We start from the raw sequence: 16937 nt of genomic DNA, 5'->3' as shown, positions 1-16937 counted from the left end.
CCCTTCTCCCCTTGAGGGAGAAGGTGCCCGAAGGGCGGATGAGGGGTATGGAGCTATCCAAGAGCATTGAAGCATGGGATGGCGCAGAACCCCTCACCCGGTTCTTCCGCTGGACGCGGACGAACCACCCTCTCCCTCAAGGGGAGAGGGGAGGCATGGTGGCCGGGCGAAGATGACCGCACATCTAAACCCCATCATATCGGACTGGTTCGCCCGCAAGACCTGGTCGCCCCGCCAGCACCAGCTCGACGTGCTCGCCTCCTGGCAGGCCGGCGCCTCGGCTTTGCTCATCGCCCCCACCGGCGCCGGCAAGACGCTGGCCGGGTTCCTGCCCACCCTGACCGATCTCGCCGAAGGCAAGTTCGACGGCCTCCACACGCTCTACATTTCCCCTCTCAAGGCACTGGCGGTGGACGTGCAGCGCAATCTCAATGCCCCCATTCTCGAAATGGGCCTCAAGATCACGGCCGAAACCCGCACCGGCGATACACCCGCATCCAAGCGCGCGCGCCAGCGCAGCAAGCCGCCCCATATCCTGCTGACCACGCCCGAGCAGCTGTGCCTGCTCATCAGCCATCCCCATGCCGAGCTGTTCTTCGGTTCGCTCCGCCGCATCGTGCTGGATGAATTGCACGCTCTGGTCACCTCCAAGCGCGGCGAACTTCTGTCCCTCGCTTTGGCCCGCATTGCCCGGCTGGCGCCGAACCTGCAGATCACCGCCCTCAGCGCCACGGTCGCCCGGCCGGATCTGTTGCGCGACTGGATTGCCAGGCCCGTGCCGGACAAGCCCACCCACCTGCTCACCGCCTCGGGCGGCGCCCCGCCGGTGCTCGAAATCCTTGAAACCGAGCAGCGCCTGCCCTGGGCCGGCCACTCGGCCAATTACGCCCATCGCGACCTCTACGAGGTCATCAAGCGGCACAAGACCACGCTGCTCTTCGTCAATACGCGCAGCCAGGCCGAGATGCTGTTCCAGGGCCTGTGGGCGGTGAACGACGACATGCTGCCGATTGCCCTACATCACGGCTCGCTCTCGGTCGAGCAGCGGCGCAAGGTGGAAAGCGCCATGGTGGCGGGCAATCTCAAGGCCGTGGTCTGCACCTCCACCCTCGATCTCGGCATCGACTGGGGGGACGTCGATCTGGTCGTGCAGGTCGGCGCGCCCAAGGGCAGTTCGCGCATGCTGCAGCGCATCGGCCGCGCCAATCACCGGCTCGACGAGCCCTCCAAGGCCGTGCTGGTCCCCTCCAACCGCTTCGAAGTGCTCGAATGCGAAGCTGCGCTCGAAGCCGTGGCCGAAAACCATCAGGACAGCGAAGACCCGGTTTCGGGCGGCTATGACGTCCTGGCCCAGCACATTCTCGGCATGGCCTGCGCCGGTCCCTTCGCCGCCGAAGATCTCTATGACGAAATCCGCCACGCCTGGCCCTATCGCGACATAGAGCGCGGGCAATTCGACCGGGTGCTCGATTTCGTCGCCACCGGCGGCTATGCCCTGCGCGCCTATGAGCGCTATGCCCGCCTCAAGCCCACCGGGGACGGCAAATGGCGCGTCGCCAATGCGCAGGTGGTCCAGCAATATAGGCTCAATATCGGCACCATTATCGAGGAGCCCATGGTGCGGGTCCGCCTCATCCGCCCGCGCGGGCTCAAGAAAGGCCAGAGCAACAGCCCGATCGGAGCCGGCGGGCGCGTCCTGGGCGAGATGGAGGAATATTTCTTCGGCACGCTGCTGCCGGGTGATACCTTCATGTTCGGCGGCGAAATCGTCGCCTTCGAGGGCATGCGCGACAATGAGGCCTTCGTCTCCCGCGCCCAGGCCAGCAATCCCAAGATCCCCTCCTATATGGGCGGCAAATTCCCGCTCTCGACCTATCTGGCCGAGCGCGTCCGCCGCATCATGGACAGTCCCGAGGAGTGGAAGAAACTGCCCGAACAGGTGGAAATGTGGCTCCGCCTGCAGCGCGACATCTCGGTCCTGCCCAAGCGCGACAGCCTGCTCGTCGAAACCTTCCCGCGCGGCGCCCACAATTACCTGGTCTGCTACCCCTTCGAGGGAAGGCTGGCCCACCAGACGCTGGGCATGCTGCTCACCCGCCGGCTCGAACGCGAACGCGCCCGCCCGCTCGGCTTCGTCGCCTCCGAATATGCGCTCGCCATCTGGGGACTGGGCGATCTCTCCGCCCTGATCCGCACCAACAGGCTGTCGCTCGACGACCTCTTTTCCGAGGACATGCTGGGCGACGATCTCGAAGCCTGGCTCGACGAATCCGCCCTGATGAAGCGCACCTTCCGCAACTGCGCCATCATCTCCGGCCTCATCGAGCGCCGTCACCCCGGCAAGGAAAAGTCCGGCCGCCAGATCACCATGAGTTCCGACCTCATCTATGACGTGCTCTACCAGCACGAGCCCGACCATATCCTCATCCAGGCGACCCGTCGCGACGCCGCCCGCGGCCTGCTCGATATCGAACGGCTGGGCGATATGCTGGCGCGCATTTGTGGCCACATCGTCCACCAGCCCCTGGCGCAAATCTCGCCGCTGGCCGTGCCCGTCATGCTCGATATCGGCAAGGAGCCGATTTTCGGCGAGGGCCGCGAATCGGCTATGGCTGACGCGGCAGATGAATTGATGCGGGAAGCCCTCGGGCGCTAGCCACCTCTCCCTTTGGGGGAGAGGTCGACCCGTCGGGGTCGGGTGAGGGGGCCTTCGGGCAGAGCTGGGACGATTGAGTAGTCTAACAAGAATAGCCGAGGTCACCGAGACGCCGATCTTGCGCTTTGCCGGCCATAATTTCGAACCCCTGCCCTCTGGCGCGCTCTATTGGCACAGCCAACGGACGCTCCTGGTTGCCGACCTGCATTTCGAAAAGATGGCGAGCTTCGCCCGGCGCGGGCAGATGCTGCCGCCCTACGATACCGGCATGACGCTGGCACGCCTCGAAGCCGATCTGCGGCGCACCGGGGCGGCCCGATTGCTCTCGCTCGGAGACACGTTCCATCGCGCCGATGCTAGCAGTCTGCTAACGAATTCGGACCGGATGCGACTCGATGCAGTCACCGAAATGGCCGAGTGCATCTGGCTTTCCGGCAATCACGATCCGGCACCGCACGCCATCGGCGGCTCCTGCCTGCCCCGGCTGGAACTGGCCGGATTGACCTTCACGCATGAGCCGGAGCGCGGCATTGCGGGCCTTGTGGCCGGTCACCTGCACCCGGCGGCGCATGTGTATTTCCAGGGCCGCTCGACCCGCCGCCCCTGCTTCGTCCACGATAGCAGGCTGATGATCCTCCCCGCCTACGGGGCCTCCACGGGGTCGCTCAATATCTTATCCCCGGCCTTTTTCGGCCTGCTAAACTGGCCGTCGGTCGAAGTCACGATGTTGGGGAGAGACCGCACTTATCCCGTCAGCCCGAAGCGGCTGGTGCGGGGATAGTGCCAACTCAGCGCTTGAACAGCACGCCACCGAGCCAGCCGGTGAACAGCGCCAGGACCACGCAGACCAGACCGTAGAGGAACGGCTGCTGCACCGCCGACAGCGCCAGGAAGCGCTCGAAGCCGATCTTGCGCACCGCGAAGCCCTCGGACTTGCGGGCGATGATCTGGCCGTCCTTGAACACATAGGTCAGGGCGATATAGGGGCCAGGCGGGGCGTTGCTGGGCAGGGTCAGCCGCGCCGAATAGAAGTTGTCCGCCGGGAAGTTGACGCCATTCTCCTGCACCCCGAACAGGCCCTCCTCGGTCATCAGCCGCACCAGTTCGCGGCCGAATATGGCGCTCTTCCACCAGTCGGCGCTATTGGCCGCCAGGGTGTGGGATTCGGGCAGGATGAGATTGGTGGTGAGCGTCGTGATATCGGTAATATCGGTCAGCCGTCCGCTCGACAGCACATGGAAGTAGCTGGGAAAATTGCTGAATTCGACCTGATCAGTATTGAGCCAGACGCCGAAGACATTGCTCATCTGACGCGCAACGCGGTTCTGTGTCGGCCCCAACACGACCACCACGACATGGAACGGGCCGGTGACGAATTTATCCTCGGAGCCGGCATCGGGAATGATGGTGCCGAAGAAATTCATGCGTTCGCCCGAAAAGCTGGACGTGATCTCGATGGTCTCGTTGGAGACCTGCGACACCAGCCGTTCGGCGCGGGCCGGAGCGGCCGCCAGGACAAATGCCACCACCAGCAGCAGCAGCCGGCTCATTGGGCCACTCCCGTCACCGCCATGGAAAACACGTCGGCGGGCGCCAGCACCAGCGACAGCCCGAACCGGATGGCCACGGCCAGCACCAGCAAAGCCAGCAGGCCCCGCAGCTGCTCGCCGCGCAGATATTTGCCGGCCGAGGCGCCGAACTGGGCGCCTGCCGTGCCGCCGACCATGAGGCAGAAGGCGAGCAGGATATCGACGCTCTGGCTCTGCACGGCATGCAGGATCGTCGTCGCCGCCATCATCGCCACCACCTGGGCCAGCGAGGTGCCAATGACCACATTGCCGGGCACGCGCAGCAGGTAGACCAGAGCCGGCACCATGATGAAGCCGCCGCCAATGCCCAGGAGCGAACCGACAAAGCCGATGAACAGGCCGATGATCAGCACCGGCAGCACGCTGATATAGAGCCGCGATTTCTTGAACCGCACCCGCATGGGCAGGCCATGGATCCAGTTATGCTGGTTGGGCAGGCGCTCGCGCACCACGATGCCCTTGCGCTGCTTGAGAATGGCGCGGGTGCTCTCGATCAGCATCAGCACGCCGACCGAGCCGAGCAGGACCAGGAAGCCGACCGAAATCACCAGGTCGAGCTGGCCGGCATCGCGCAGCAGGGCAAAGGTCGCGACGCCGCCAAAGGCGCCCAATACGCCTGACAGCACGAGATAAAGCGCCAGATGCAGGTCCACGGCGCCGCGCCGGTAATGCGCCAGCGCCCCCGAGGTCGATGCCGCCACGACCTGGCCGGTGACCGACGCCACCGCCACCGGAGCCGGCACGCCCGAGAAGATCAGCAGCGGCGTCAGCAGGAAGCCGCCGCCGACTCCGAAGAGCCCCGACAGGAAGCCGACCGCCCCTCCGATCCCCACGAGAAAGAAGAGGTTCACGGACAATTCGGCGATCGGCAGATAGACCTGCAAGACCCTGATCCGTTTGAAAATCACTACGCCGCACGACTTTACAGGACCGTACGTCAACAATAGGTCAAGGGTTTCCCACGAACCGCGGGAAACCCTCAATGTCTGGGATTAGGACCCTGACCCGACCGTGTCAAACGACAGTTCGATGTCAGGCGTCAGACGGGCTGGCTCCCCAGCACGGCGAGCAGGCGCGGATTGACGACGCCGATCTCGGTCATGCCGGTTCCACGCTCGAAGGCCTTGATGGCCTCGGCCGTCTTGGGTCCGGTCAGGCCATCGGGCGTGCCCACATCGAAGCCGAGCTTGCCCAGCACCGTCTGCACCTTGGCCACCACATCCCTGGTAAGGATGGCTTCACCCGGATCGAAGCTGGAAGACCAGGTGCCCAGCGGGGCAAAATTGGCCGCCAGGTCGACCGGCTCGGCCGTCCACAGGTCCACTTCATCACCGACGCGGCTCACCGCCTCGGCGGTCAGCGATTTGGCAATGTCGTCGCGGGCCTTGGCGGCATCGGCGTCGCCATTGCGGGCGGCCAGGGAGAACCACTTGTAGGATTGCTCGAAATCCTGCTCGACGCCCAGGCCACGGGCATAGAGCATGCCGAGGTTGAACTGGCTGTCGGTCATGCCGCGCGCCGCCGCCTGGGCGAACCACTCGGCGGCCGTCTCGAACTGCTGGTCGCCCAGTTGTCCGCCGGCGTAGAGCGCCGCCAGATTGTGCATGGCCATGCGATTGCCGGCTTCGGCACCGCGCTGGTACCACAGCTTGGCGATCTCGAAATCCTTGTCCACGCCCTGCCCGGCTTCATAGAGGTTGCCGATGCGATATTGCGCCGGAACGAAGCCCTGCGCCGCGGCGCGCTCGTACCATTTGGCCGCTTCGACCTGATCCTGGGGCACGACGCGGCCCTCGGTATAGATGGCGCCGATCTCGAACTGGGCGCGGGCATCGCCATCGGCGGCGGCCTGGCGCAATTCGAGCGGACCTACGCCCTCGGGTGGCAGCTCGAAGGGCGCGGTGGCAGCGACATCGGGAATGCTGCCCGTCACTTCGGGCACCGTTTCGACCGGAATATCAAGCGGCACGGCCGCGGCGTCACCACCGGATAGCGCCATGAGCGAAGGCGGCATCGGGGTCGTGGCGACCGGCTTGGTGAAGCTCATCGGCTGGTTGGGATTGATCGAAGCGGTCGCGGTGCCGTCGATCATGTCGATGACACGCGGCTCGGGGCGAACCAGGGACACATCGTCGGTTGCCGACGGGATCGCGGAGGGCTGCTCGACCGCGGTCTGGGCTGGCGGCGTTGCCGGCGCGCGGGCGGGAGTCATGCGCTGCATGACCAGGTTCAGCGCCAGCATCGAGACCGCGACCAGCGTTGCGGCCAGCAGCAGCGGGCGGCGATGGCGCGTCAGGAAACTCTGCTTTTCGACCAGTATGTCGGCCTCGGCATCGGTGCCGAAGGCCGGCGCTACCGGCGGAGCCTCGGCGGCCTTGGCCTTCTTCTCCTTGACCGGCCTGGCCGGCTTTTCGGCCTTGGCCACGGGCTGGGTTGCCGCATCGCCGGCCGACGCAGCCGAACCGGGCATCACCCGCGCCAGGGCGCGGCCGATGAGCGAATTGCTGGAGGCAACAGCAGGAGCCGACGCTTCCTGGCGGGCCCGCTGGGCGCGACGGGCCGCCGCAACGAAAGTGCTGGTGCTGCTCTGGCTGACCGGCGCTTCGACCTGTGGGGCCGCAACCGCGGCCGGCGGGGTGAATGGATCCGGATCGGCCTTGGCAAAGCTCGACTGAGGCCGTGGCGGCCGCTCGGCGCTGGCAGGGTCGAATGCCGGGCGCCCCGCAACCGGCGCCTCAGCGGCGGGCGCTGGCGGACGGGCGCCGACCTTGGCGTCGAGCGCAGCACGGACGGGCCCCGTATCCTTGAAGCCGGGATCGACCAGTGGCGCCTCGTCCACCGGATTGGCCGGCATCAGGTCGCTCTTGGCTGCAGATTTGGGGCCTGACAAAGCCGTCAGCATGGCCTCGAGCCGGCTGCGCTCTTCATCGGGCGGCTCGGCCTTGCGCTGCTGCACGGGCGGGGCCGCCGAAGGCGCTACGGCGGCAGGCTGCTCGCGGCTGCCCAATACGGCCTCGAGCCGGGTCAATCGCTCGGCGGTGTCCTTGCCGGCAGTGTTGAACAGCGCAGCCATGCGCTTTTCCAGCGCGGCCATGCCGTCTTCGCTCATGCCGCCAGTGGCGGCGGAGGCCGATTTGGCGACCGCCTCGGAGGTGCGTTCGGCCACCATGGCGGCGAGCGTCTCATAATCCGGGGTCTTGCCGGCGGATTTGATCAGGCCGGTCAGCCGATCTTCGATGCTCTTGAGGCTGTCGGGGCCGAACATGGCGACCGGGGCCGGCGCCTTGCGGGTCACGGCATCGCTGGTGCGCTCGGCGACCAGGGTGGCCATGGCCTCGATATCGGCCGGGTCGGACTGGCTGGAATAGAGCTTGGCCAGATCATTGAGTTGCGCGCCGGTCTCGTCCATGCGCGCCATCAGCAGCTTGAGCTGGCTTTCCACCTGGCCGGAATCGGCGGGCGCCATGCGGTCCGACAGGGCCTCGATCTGACTTTCTATGCGCAGGAAGCGCGGCTCCATGCCCGCCATCACCGCATCGCGCAGCGAGGCTATGTCCTGCTTGAGGCCGGCGACGTCGCCATTTGCGGTATCGAGGGTGCCAATGCGGGAGGCCAGGGCATCGACCTGGGCCACAAGTTTGTCCGGCGCAGCCTTGCGGTCCTTCATCGCCTGGGTGAAGGCGGCCATTTCGCTGGTCAGGCGCTCAAAATCGCCGGAGGACAGCGCGACATTCTTTTCGATGGAGTCGATGCGATCGTAGACGTTGCGGACGCTTTTTTCGATGGCGTGCATCGTCGGGGCGAGCGTCTCGGCCTTGGCCGGCTTTTCGGCGGCCTTGCGGTCCTCGCGCGCGATCTCGCGTTCCATCTGCTGGGCCTGCAGCTCGGCCAGCTTGCCCACGGTTACCGAAACGTCGTCGAGTCGATTGTTGATGGCTGACAGATCGACGCGCGGGCCGCCTTCGATCAGGGCGGCCAGGGCGCCGATCTGGGCTTCGAGGCGCTTGACCTGCCCGGTCTCGCCGACCGCGCCGGCCAGCAATTCGACGACATGGGTCAACTGCTCGACCTGGGCCGCGACCTCGCGCACGCTGCCATTGCCTGTCCGTTGCGACTTGAGTTCGCCTTCGAGATGCTCCAGCCGGCCGGAGAGGCCGCCCACCAGCGAGCTCAGTTCACGAAATTCGGGCATGTCCGCGGCGCGACGGCCAAGGGCGGCGGCCGGAGCCGACATCTGGCGGCCACGGATTTCGGCAATGGCGCTGCTCAGGTCGTCTTGATCATGATCGGCCGGACTCAGGTCGTCGCGCTCGGTAAAGCGATCCACGGCGCGCTTGACCGTCCGCAGCGCCTCGCGCCGGCGCATCGCCGGCTCGGGCCCCACGACCTGATCGCGCAGATTGCGGACGCGGCGGGTGAGGCCGGACAGCGCCGGCTCGGCCCGCTGCTCCTGAACGTAGTGGCCTTCGACCTGATCGAGCAGGGCGACGAGTTCGCCGCGCAATGCCTGCCATTCCCCGGCCTGCGGCTCCGCTGCCGGCTCGGACATCTCCGTGAATTGGTAGGCGCGGGCCATGGTTAGTCCCTGTCATGAAAGGCGGACCCCTCGCGATTCAACACGAAGGTATGACGGTCACTCTTGGGAAAACATGGTAAAGAACCCGTTAAGTATTGTCGCAATATGCAAGTGCCACAGCCTGAAAGACCTGATTTCGTAGTCATACGAGGTTGGCGATTCGGGGCTTTGCGTATGCCGTTCAATCTGGGGAGCCACATGACCCGCCGCCGCATCATCATCGTCGACGATCACCCGCTGTTCCGGGCGGCATTGCGGCAGACCCTGTCGGGAGGCGATGCCACCGTCAGCGTGGAGGAAGCGGGCGATCTCAACGGGCTGAGCGCGGCGCTCGACGCCGATCGCGATTGCGATCTCGTGCTGCTCGATCTCAACATGCCGGGCGTACGGGGCTTTTCCGGGCTGCTGCTGCTGCGGGCACAATATCCCGATATTCCGGTGATGATCATCTCGGCGGTCGAGGACGGCACGGTGGTCCGCCGCGCCTTCGAGCTGGGCGCCGCGGGCTATCTTCACAAATCCGTGGGGCCGACCGAAATTCGCCGCGCCATCGAGACGGTGCTGTCGGGCGAGGTCTTCGTCCCCGAGGGCACCGCGTTAGGCAGCGACGACGACCATACCGCGCTGATGCGCCGGCTCTCGACGCTGACCCCGCAACAGGTGCGCGTGCTGATGATGCTCAGCGACGGACTGATGAACAAGCAGATCGCCTACGAGCTTTCCATTTCGGAAGCCACGGTCAAGGCGCATGTCTCGGCCATCCTGCAGAAGCTGGACGTGGACAGCCGCACCCAGGCGGTGATCGCCGCGGCGCGGATCGAAGACGGTCAGTTCGAGGCCCTGTTCTCGATTGGCGGGGAGAAGGCTTAGCATCGCGGCACGCCCTCATGGTGAGGCGGGAGCGCAGCGACCCTCGAAACACGCGGGCGTGGCACCAGGCTTGTCAGGAAATCGTCGCCTTACCCTTCGCCCAGTCGTCCACCTTCGTTCCCACCAATTGCCCGATATTGGTCTTGCCCTCCGCTCGCACGGCGGCGACAAGCCCGCGCTTGAGGCGGTCGAGCAGGTCGAGCCCGCCAAACACCATGGCCGAATAGAGCTGGATTGCGTTGGCGCCGGCTTCGATCTTGGCCAGGGCGGTTTGTGGAGAATGGATGCCGCCGACGCCGATGATAGGCAGATTGCCCACGCGCTGGCGCGTCTGGGCCAGGCGCCGGGTCGAGAGTTCGAACAGCGGCTTGCCGGACAGGCCACCGGCCTCGGCGGCATTTTCGAGGCCCGCCACCGCGTCGCGGGTGGTGGTGGTGTTGGAGACGATCAGGCCATCGAGATCGGTCGCCAGCACGACGGCGGCGACGGCGTCGAGCGCCGCCTCATCGAGGTCGGGCGCGATCTTGAGGAAAACCGGCACGCGCGTTTTCGCCTTGGCGCGGGCGGCAAGCACCTCGCCCAGCAGGCGGCGCAGGGCCTCGTCGGCCTGCAGGTTTCGCAGGCCGGGCGTATTGGGCGAGGACACGTTGACCGTCAGGTAATCGGCCAGGTCGGCGAAGCGCTTTACCCCCAGCACGAAGTCGGCGACGAAATCGGCACTGTCCTTATTGGCGCCGATATTGACGCCCAGGGCCGCTGGAACCCGCTGCCCCCTGAGCCGCGCAAGGGCGGCATCGTGGCCCTCATTGTTGAAGCCCATGCGATTGATCACGCCTTCGACCGAGCCCACCCGGAACAGCCGGGGCTTGGGGTTACCGGCCTGCGGGCGTGGGGTAACGGTGCCGATTTCCACCATGCCGAAACCCATCAACGCCAGGGGGCGGGCAACCTCGGCATTCTTGTCGAAGCCAGCGGCCATGCCCACCGGATTGCCCAACTCCAGGCCACAGAGGCTGGTGCGCAGTTCGGCGCCATCGGGATGGCTCTGTTCGGGCGCGAGGCCCAGCCGCAAGGCTGTGAGCGTTGCGCCATGGGCGGTCTCGGGGTCCATCTTGAGCAGGGTTTCACGGGTCAGGTCCGCGAGAGCCGGTATGCGCAGCAGCGGCGAAAATGCCGAGAGGATCATTGGACGGCCTCGGGCAAGGTGCAGGAGCCGTCTGCCGCAACCTGCAGCGGTGCCTCCCAGGCGATAGCCGCCGCCGGCAGCGGTCCGCCGTAAAGATGGGGAAAGAGCGCGCCGCCGCGCGACGGCTCCCACACCAGGCCGGCGCCCAGGTCGCTGCTGCGAACAGCCAGCAGCACCAGCCCGCTCTGGCCGGCAAAGTGTAGGCGGAGCGTTTCGGCCAGCTGCCCGGCCGTTGAAAAGTGCATGTAGCCGTCGGCGGCATCGATGGGCATGCCGGCAAAAGTGGAGGCGGCGCGCGCAGGCGCAAAGGCCGCTTCGGTAGCGATCTTGTAGACGAATTCAGGATTGCTCATGGGCGCGAACCTAATGGCGCCGGCAAGAGGCCGCAAGCGGAGCCCGGCTCTTTACAAGACAAACTTGGATCGGTAAGAATAGGATTTAATTCCGTAGATAAGATACATTTCCTTGGTTGGTCATTTGCCATGCTGTCACACAGAGCCATCTGGGACGGGATCGACGCCCTCGCGCGCCGCCATGGCCACTCGGTCTCGGCGCTGGCCAAACTCGCCGGGCTCGACGCAACCGCCTTCAACGTCTCCAAGCGCGTCAGCAAGGATGGGCGCGAGCGGTGGCCCTCGACCGAGAGCATTTCCAAGATTCTCGAAGCTACGGGGGAGAGCTTTGATTCCTTCCTCTCCGGTACCGGCGCCTTCCTGCAGCTGAACGACAACCTGCCCAATCGCACCGTGCCGCTGCTCGGACTGGCACAGGCCGGCTCCGGCGGTTTTTTCGACAGCGCCGGCTTTCCCGCCGGCCAGGGCTGGGACGAGATCGCCCTGCCCTCGCCCGGCGAAGGCGGCATTTATGCGCTCGAGGTGCAGGGCGATTCGATGGAGCCTCTCTACCGGGAGGGCGACCGCATCGTGGTGTCGCCCACCGAGCAGGTGCGGCGCGGCGACCGGGTGGTGGTCCGAACCCGCGATGGCGAAGTGATGGCCAAGATCCTCGCGCGCCAAACCGGCAAGCAGATCGAACTGCACTCCATCAACCCGGCCTATGAGCCGCGGCTGTTTGAACTGGGCGAGATCGAATGGATCGCCCGGATCATCTGGGCCAGCCAGTAGCTACCAATCGTCCAGCGCAGGCAACGCTTTGTCGGCCTGGCAGGTGGCCAGCGGCAGGCGCTTGCTTGTGCCGATGGCCAGCACCCGGCCTTCGGCTGGGTCGGTGACCACGGTCATGCAGGCGCAGCCATGGCCATAATAGCGGCCCGTCGAAATGAACTCATCGGTATCGAAACCCGGCACCCGGTCCATGACGGCGGTGACAACAGGATTGTCGTCACCGTGGGCGGACAGCGTCCAGGTGCGATCGCGGTCGATCAGCCACCAATTGCCCGGCGCCGGATGGGCCAGCCAGCCGCAGCGGCGCTCGAACGGGCCGGCGGGCTCCGGGCAACGGACCATGGGCAAAGCCGTCCCCATGCCGAAGCCTTCGGGATGGAAGATCAGCATGTCGCTATCGGCAACATATTCGTAGTTGGTGACTTCGCCTTCCTGGAGGAAATGAATAGTGCCGTCGGCCCCATCCTCGGGCGAGAAGAATACGTCATCGATCCTGCCATCGGCATAAACCAGTGTCGTGGCCGAGATCACCATGGGCGCACCAATGGCGTTGCAGCTTAGATTCTTGCCCACCCACTTGCCCTGGATGGCCTCGGGAACATCGTCGCTGGCGGCATAGGCAGGCATGCTCAATGCCAGAAGCAGGAAAACAGCAAGCAAACGCAAGGCAATCTCCCTTGTTTCAGCTCGCTTTCACGAACTTGCCGGCAAGCGCATCGGCGATGAGCTTGCGCGTCTCGGCCACGCCGAACAGGGCAATGAACGAGCCGAAGCGCGGGCCCTGATCGTCGCCGAGCAGTACCTGGTAGATGGCCTTGAACCAGTCGCGCAACGGCTCGAACTGGTGGATCTTGCCGATCTCGTAGACGAGGTCCTGCAAAGCGCCGCCATCAGTGGAGCCGATATGGGCTTCGAGCCGATCATGCAGATCCTGCAAGGCCTTACGCTCCAGGTCCGTTGGGGAACGATAGACCTTGGACGGCTTCACCTTGTCGTTGAAATAGCGCACGGCATAGCCGGCCAGCTTGTCGATCTCGGGATGCGTGGCGGCGCTGGCGCCATGCAGGTAACGCGAGATGAAGCCCCACATCACCTTGGTATCCTCTGCATTGGCCGTGGCCACCAGGTTCAGCAGCAGTGCGAAACTGAGCGGGACATGCGGATTGGGCACTGCGCCGTAATGGACGTGGAACACCGGATTCTCGAGCCGTGCCGCGACATCCTGGGCCTGATAGCCTTCGATGAAGCTGTAATATTCGTCCACCGCCCGCGGAATGACGTCGAAATGCAGGCGCTTGGCGGTGCGCGGCTTCTGGAACATGTAGAGCCCCAGGCTCTCATTGCCGGCATAGGTCAGCCATTCGTCGATGGTCAGGCCATTGCCCTTGGACTTGGAAATCTTCTGGCCTTCGGCATCGAGGAACAGCTCGAACACATAGTGCTCGGGCGCCTTGCCACCGAGAATTTCGCAAATCTTGTCATAGACATGGGCATTGGTCTGGTGATCCTTGCCGAACATCTCGAAGTCGACATCCAAAGCTGCCCAGCGCATGCCGAAATCGGGCTTCCACTGCATCTTCACATGGCCCCCGGTTACCGGGACGGTGGTATCGCGGCCATCCTCATCGGCGAAGGTGACCGTGCCGTCCTTGGCGTTGACTTCCTTCATCGGCACATAGAGCACGCGTCCCGATATCGGGGAGATAGGCAGGAAGGGGCTGTAGGTGGCCTGGCGTTCGGCGCCAAGGGTGGGCAGCATCACCTTCATGATGTCGTCATAGCGCTCGACGGCGCGCATCAATACGGGATCGAACTTGCCCGAGCGGTAGTAGTCGGTAGCGCTGGCGAATTCGTAGTTGAAGCCGAACGTGTCGAGGAAGCGGCGCAGCATGGCGTTGTTGTGGTCGCCGAAGCTGGCATACTCGTTGGTCCACGGGTCGGGCACCGAGGTCAGCGGCTTCTGCAGATGCGGCTCCATGGCTTCCTTGGAGGGCACATTGTCCGGGATCTTGCGCATGCCGTCGAGGTCGTCGGAAAAGCAGATCAGCCGGGTCGGAATCTGGTCGCGCGTCAGCAGCCGGAAGGCGGTGCGGACCATGGTGGTGCGCGCCACCTCGCCGAAGGTGCCGATATGGGGTAGACCCGAGGGGCCATAACCGGTCTCGAACAGGGCCTCGCCCTTGCCCGATTTCTCCAGGCGCTTGACCAGTTTCCGGGCTTCCTCAAACGGCCAGGCGCGGGCAGTCTGGGCGGCGTCGAAGAACGCGGGGTCGAGCGGGGGCAACGGAGCGGGCGACAAGGTCAGGCCTTTCAGGGAGAGGAGGTCTCGGTGTGTTGCATCCCGGCGCGCCAACGTCAACGTTTTCAGGGCCGGCGCTTGCCAAGGCCGCGCGACGCGCCTAGCTATCGAGGCACAGACCAGACCGGGAATGCCTGATGTCCAATGCCGCCCATGACGCCCTCATCCACCTGATGATCGTTGCCGCCTCGTCCGACAGCGCCATGACAGACAAGGAACTGGTCCGTATCCAGACCCTGATCGGGCGACTGCCGGTCTTCGAGGGTTTTGACAAGAACCGGCTGGCCGCAGTGGCCAATGCCTGTGCCGACAAGCTCAACGGACCTGGAGGCCTCGACCAGGTGATGGACGACGCCATTGCCGTGCTGCCAGCCAAGCTGCAGGACACCGCCTATGCGGTGGCTGTGGAGGTCGCATCGGTCGATCTCTATCTCGAGCAGGAGGAATTGCGCTTCCTCGAATTGCTGCGCGACAAGCTCACCCTCGACCGGCTGACCACCGCCGCCATCGAAACGGCCGCACGGGCGCGGCACCGGCGGATGCCGGGCGCCTAGTAGAAGCCCACCGGGAACCAGCGCAGGTAGAGTTCGTCCAGCGCGCCATTGTCCTTGAGCCTGACCAGGGCCCAATCTATGGCATGGCGCACCGCGTCCTGCCCGGCGGGAACGGCAATGGCGAGACCTTCACCGAACAGGTTCGGGCGGAAATAGGGTTGCCCGGCAAAGCCGCAGCAGGTCAGGTTTTCGTTGAGCCAGAACGAGGCACGCATGGCGTCGCCGAAAAACGCATCGGCATCGCCGCTTTCGAGGGCCTCCAGCGCCTCGATCTCGCTGTCGAAGCCAAGCTGGGTCACCTCGGGCAGGTAGCGCGTGAGGAAGGCCTCATGCGCGCTGCCGCGCCGCACGGAGACGGTCTTGCCGGCAAGGGTGGCGGGATCGAATGCGCCGATATCGGGCGCCCGTGCAACGAAGCGGCCCGGCAGCGCCAGGTAGATCGACGAAAAGTCGAACAGCAGGCCATTCTCCTTGCTCATGGCGAGCCCGGCGATCAGCGCGTCACCCTGGCTGTCGCTCAGGGCATTGGCCGCCTGCTCCCAGGGCCAGGCCTGGATGGTGCAGGCGACATTGACTTCGACACAGATGCGCTTGGCCAGATCGATGTTGAAGCCGATCAGCTCGCCCCCGGCATCGCGGAAGTTGAACGGGGGGAAATCGGCGGTGGTGAGGAAGCGGATGGCCGGCACCGGCGTCAAGCTGGGCAGGATTTCGCGGGCGCTGGGATCGGAATGGTAGGGCAGAGCCTGGGCCAGGGCGGGCGTGGTAAGGAGGACAAGGGCAAGAGCAATTGCTCGGTGCCAAACCCTACCCCCACCCTCGATCCCTCCCCACAGGGTGGTGCCACAATCACCGCGCATCGTCATTTGCGTCAAACCTGGTCCAGCCCATACATCAGGTCGGCAATTAGATCGTCGGGGCTTTCCAGCCCCACCGACAGGCGCAGCAGACCGGGGGTGACGCCGGTTTCCAGCCGCACCTCCTCGGTGAAGCGGGCGTGAGTGGTGGTGCGGGGATGGGTGATGAGCGACTTGGCGTCCCCCAGATTGTTGGAAATCAGGATCACCGCCAGGCTGTCCGACAGGGCGAACGCCCCCGCCTGGCCACCCTTGACGTCGAGAGCGATGATGGTGGAGCCGCGCTGCATCTGCCGCTTGGCCAGTTCGTATTGCGGGTGGCTCTTGTGGTGCGGGTAGATGACCCTGTTGATCTTGGGGTGCGAGGCAAGCGCCTCAACCACCTTTTCGGCGCTGTCGGTCATCTGGCGGATGCGCAGCTCGTAGGTTTCCAGCCCCTTGAGCAGCACCCAGGCATTGAAAGCGCTGAGCGTCGCGCCGGTCTGGCGCAGGAAGGTATGGACATCCCCCTCGATTAGGGCCTTCGAGCCCAGCACGATGCCGCCGAGCACCCTGCCCTGTCCGTCGACATGCTTGGTGGCCGAATAGGTGACGAGATCGGCGCCAAGCTGCAGTGGCTTCTGGTAAAGCGCGGTGGAAAAGACATTGTCGACGATGAGCCTGGCGCCATGGGCGTGTGCAATGTCGGCGACGGCCTTGATGTCGACCAGTTCCAGCGTGGGGTTGGTTGGGGTTTCGATGAAGACGACCTTGGTATTGGGGCGCATGGCGCGGGCGAAATTCTCCGGGTCGCGGCCGTCGACCAAGGTCGATTCCACGCCAAAGCGTGGGGCGAAATCTTCCACCACATAGCGGCAGCCGCCGAACAGCGCCTGTGCAGCCACGATGTGGTCGCCGGCCCGGACCTGGCTCATCACCGCATTGGTCACGGCGGCCATGCCCGAGGCAAAGGCGCGGCCGGCTTCGGCGCCCTCGATCAGCGCCATGCGCTCCTGAAACACATCGACGGTGGGATTGGCGAAGCGGGAGTAGTTGTGACCGCCGGGAATCTTGTTCTGGAACAGCAGCTCGGCATGTTCGGAGCTGGGATAGGAATAGCCCGAATTGAGAAAGATGGCCTCGCTCGTCTCGTTGAAATCGGTGCGCTTGTCGCCGCCATGGACCATCTGGGTCGCGGCGCCGCGCCGTTTGGGATCGAGGAGGGGGTTCTTATCTCTGGACATGGT

Annotated in this window: 14 protein-coding genes; 5 read left to right on the top strand and 9 right to left on the bottom strand. The window is 65.0% G+C overall.

Annotated elements, in window-relative coordinates:
- Nucleotides 1-172: 172 nt before the first annotated feature.
- A complete protein-coding gene (locus ASD04_RS15585) occupies nucleotides 173-2656 on the top strand; it encodes a ligase-associated DNA damage response DEXH box helicase (protein ID WP_056258934.1) in 2484 nt (827 codons plus the stop codon).
- Nucleotides 2657-2729: 73 nt separating this feature from the next.
- The gene (gene pdeM, locus ASD04_RS15580; protein ID WP_162245144.1) at nucleotides 2730-3437 is read left to right on the top strand and encodes a ligase-associated DNA damage response endonuclease PdeM; all 708 of its coding nucleotides are present in this window, start codon (nucleotides 2730-2732) and stop codon (nucleotides 3435-3437) included.
- Nucleotides 3438-3444: 7 nt separating this feature from the next.
- Here the strand turns inward: pdeM and ASD04_RS15575 are convergent, their stop codons facing one another.
- The 3 genes from ASD04_RS15575 to ASD04_RS15565 form a co-directional block, all read right to left on the bottom strand.
- Entirely contained in the window at nucleotides 3445-4206 is a 762-nt protein-coding gene (locus ASD04_RS15575) for a TIGR02186 family protein (RefSeq protein WP_056258929.1), read from the bottom strand.
- Nucleotides 4203-5129 (bottom strand): sulfite exporter TauE/SafE family protein, encoded by a 927-nt coding sequence (locus tag ASD04_RS15570; protein ID WP_056258925.1) that lies wholly within the window; start codon nucleotides 5127-5129, stop codon nucleotides 4203-4205. The genes ASD04_RS15575 and ASD04_RS15570 overlap by 4 nt, the downstream gene beginning before the upstream one ends.
- 155 nt (nucleotides 5130-5284) lie before the next feature.
- A complete protein-coding gene (locus ASD04_RS15565; protein ID WP_056258923.1) occupies nucleotides 5285-8821 on the bottom strand; it encodes an SEL1-like repeat protein in 3537 nt (1178 codons plus the stop codon).
- A 198-nt stretch (nucleotides 8822-9019) separates the two neighbouring features.
- On the opposite strand from ASD04_RS15565, the gene ASD04_RS15560 reads away from it, so the two are divergent.
- Nucleotides 9020-9691 (top strand): response regulator transcription factor, encoded by a 672-nt coding sequence (locus ASD04_RS15560; protein WP_056259303.1) that lies wholly within the window; start codon nucleotides 9020-9022, stop codon nucleotides 9689-9691.
- 73 nt (nucleotides 9692-9764) lie between these two features.
- Here ASD04_RS15560 and ASD04_RS15555 read toward each other — a convergent pair whose 3' ends face one another.
- Nucleotides 9765-10877 carry a quinone-dependent dihydroorotate dehydrogenase gene (locus ASD04_RS15555; RefSeq protein ID WP_082531270.1) on the bottom strand — a complete coding sequence of 371 codons (1113 nt, stop codon included), beginning with the start codon at nucleotides 10875-10877 and terminating at the stop codon, nucleotides 9765-9767.
- Nucleotides 10874-11230 carry a DUF952 domain-containing protein gene (locus tag ASD04_RS15550; RefSeq protein ID WP_056258920.1) on the bottom strand — a complete coding sequence of 119 codons (357 nt, stop codon included), beginning with the start codon at nucleotides 11228-11230 and terminating at the stop codon, nucleotides 10874-10876. The genes ASD04_RS15555 and ASD04_RS15550 overlap by 4 nt, the downstream gene beginning before the upstream one ends.
- A 129-nt stretch (nucleotides 11231-11359) precedes the next feature.
- Here ASD04_RS15550 and ASD04_RS15545 point away from each other — a divergent pair, with 129 nt between their 5' ends.
- The gene (locus tag ASD04_RS15545; RefSeq protein ID WP_056258917.1) at nucleotides 11360-12001 is read left to right on the top strand and encodes a helix-turn-helix transcriptional regulator; all 642 of its coding nucleotides are present in this window, start codon (nucleotides 11360-11362) and stop codon (nucleotides 11999-12001) included.
- Here the strand turns inward: ASD04_RS15545 and ASD04_RS15540 are convergent, their stop codons facing one another.
- Both ASD04_RS15540 and ASD04_RS15535 read right to left on the bottom strand, forming a co-directional pair.
- Entirely contained in the window at nucleotides 12002-12667 is a 666-nt protein-coding gene (locus ASD04_RS15540; RefSeq protein ID WP_056258914.1) for a DUF4087 domain-containing protein, read from the bottom strand.
- A 16-nt stretch (nucleotides 12668-12683) separates the two neighbouring features.
- Entirely contained in the window at nucleotides 12684-14300 is a 1617-nt protein-coding gene (locus ASD04_RS15535; protein WP_056258911.1) for a lysine--tRNA ligase, read from the bottom strand.
- Nucleotides 14301-14437: 137 nt separating this feature from the next.
- On the opposite strand from ASD04_RS15535, the gene ASD04_RS15530 reads away from it, so the two are divergent.
- Nucleotides 14438-14854: a tellurite resistance TerB family protein gene (locus tag ASD04_RS15530; protein WP_056258908.1), complete on the top strand. Its 417-nt coding sequence runs from the start codon at nucleotides 14438-14440 to the stop codon at nucleotides 14852-14854.
- Here ASD04_RS15530 and ASD04_RS15525 read toward each other — a convergent pair.
- Together ASD04_RS15525 and metZ are read right to left on the bottom strand one after the other, a co-directional pair.
- Entirely contained in the window at nucleotides 14851-15720 is an 870-nt protein-coding gene (locus ASD04_RS15525; protein WP_082531269.1) for a transporter substrate-binding domain-containing protein, read from the bottom strand. The two genes, ASD04_RS15530 and ASD04_RS15525, sit on opposite strands and share 4 nt — an antisense overlap.
- A 5-nt stretch (nucleotides 15721-15725) precedes the next feature.
- A complete protein-coding gene (gene metZ / locus ASD04_RS15520; protein WP_056258904.1) occupies nucleotides 15726-16934 on the bottom strand; it encodes an O-succinylhomoserine sulfhydrylase in 1209 nt (402 codons plus the stop codon).
- Nucleotides 16935-16937: the final 3 nt, after the last annotated feature.

It is taken from the genome of Devosia sp. Root436 (assembly GCF_001426345.1).
Classification (GTDB): domain Bacteria; phylum Pseudomonadota; class Alphaproteobacteria; order Rhizobiales; family Devosiaceae; genus Devosia.
Note: the sequence above shows the minus strand (reverse complement) of the source record. Positions and strands in the feature narration are given on the sequence as shown.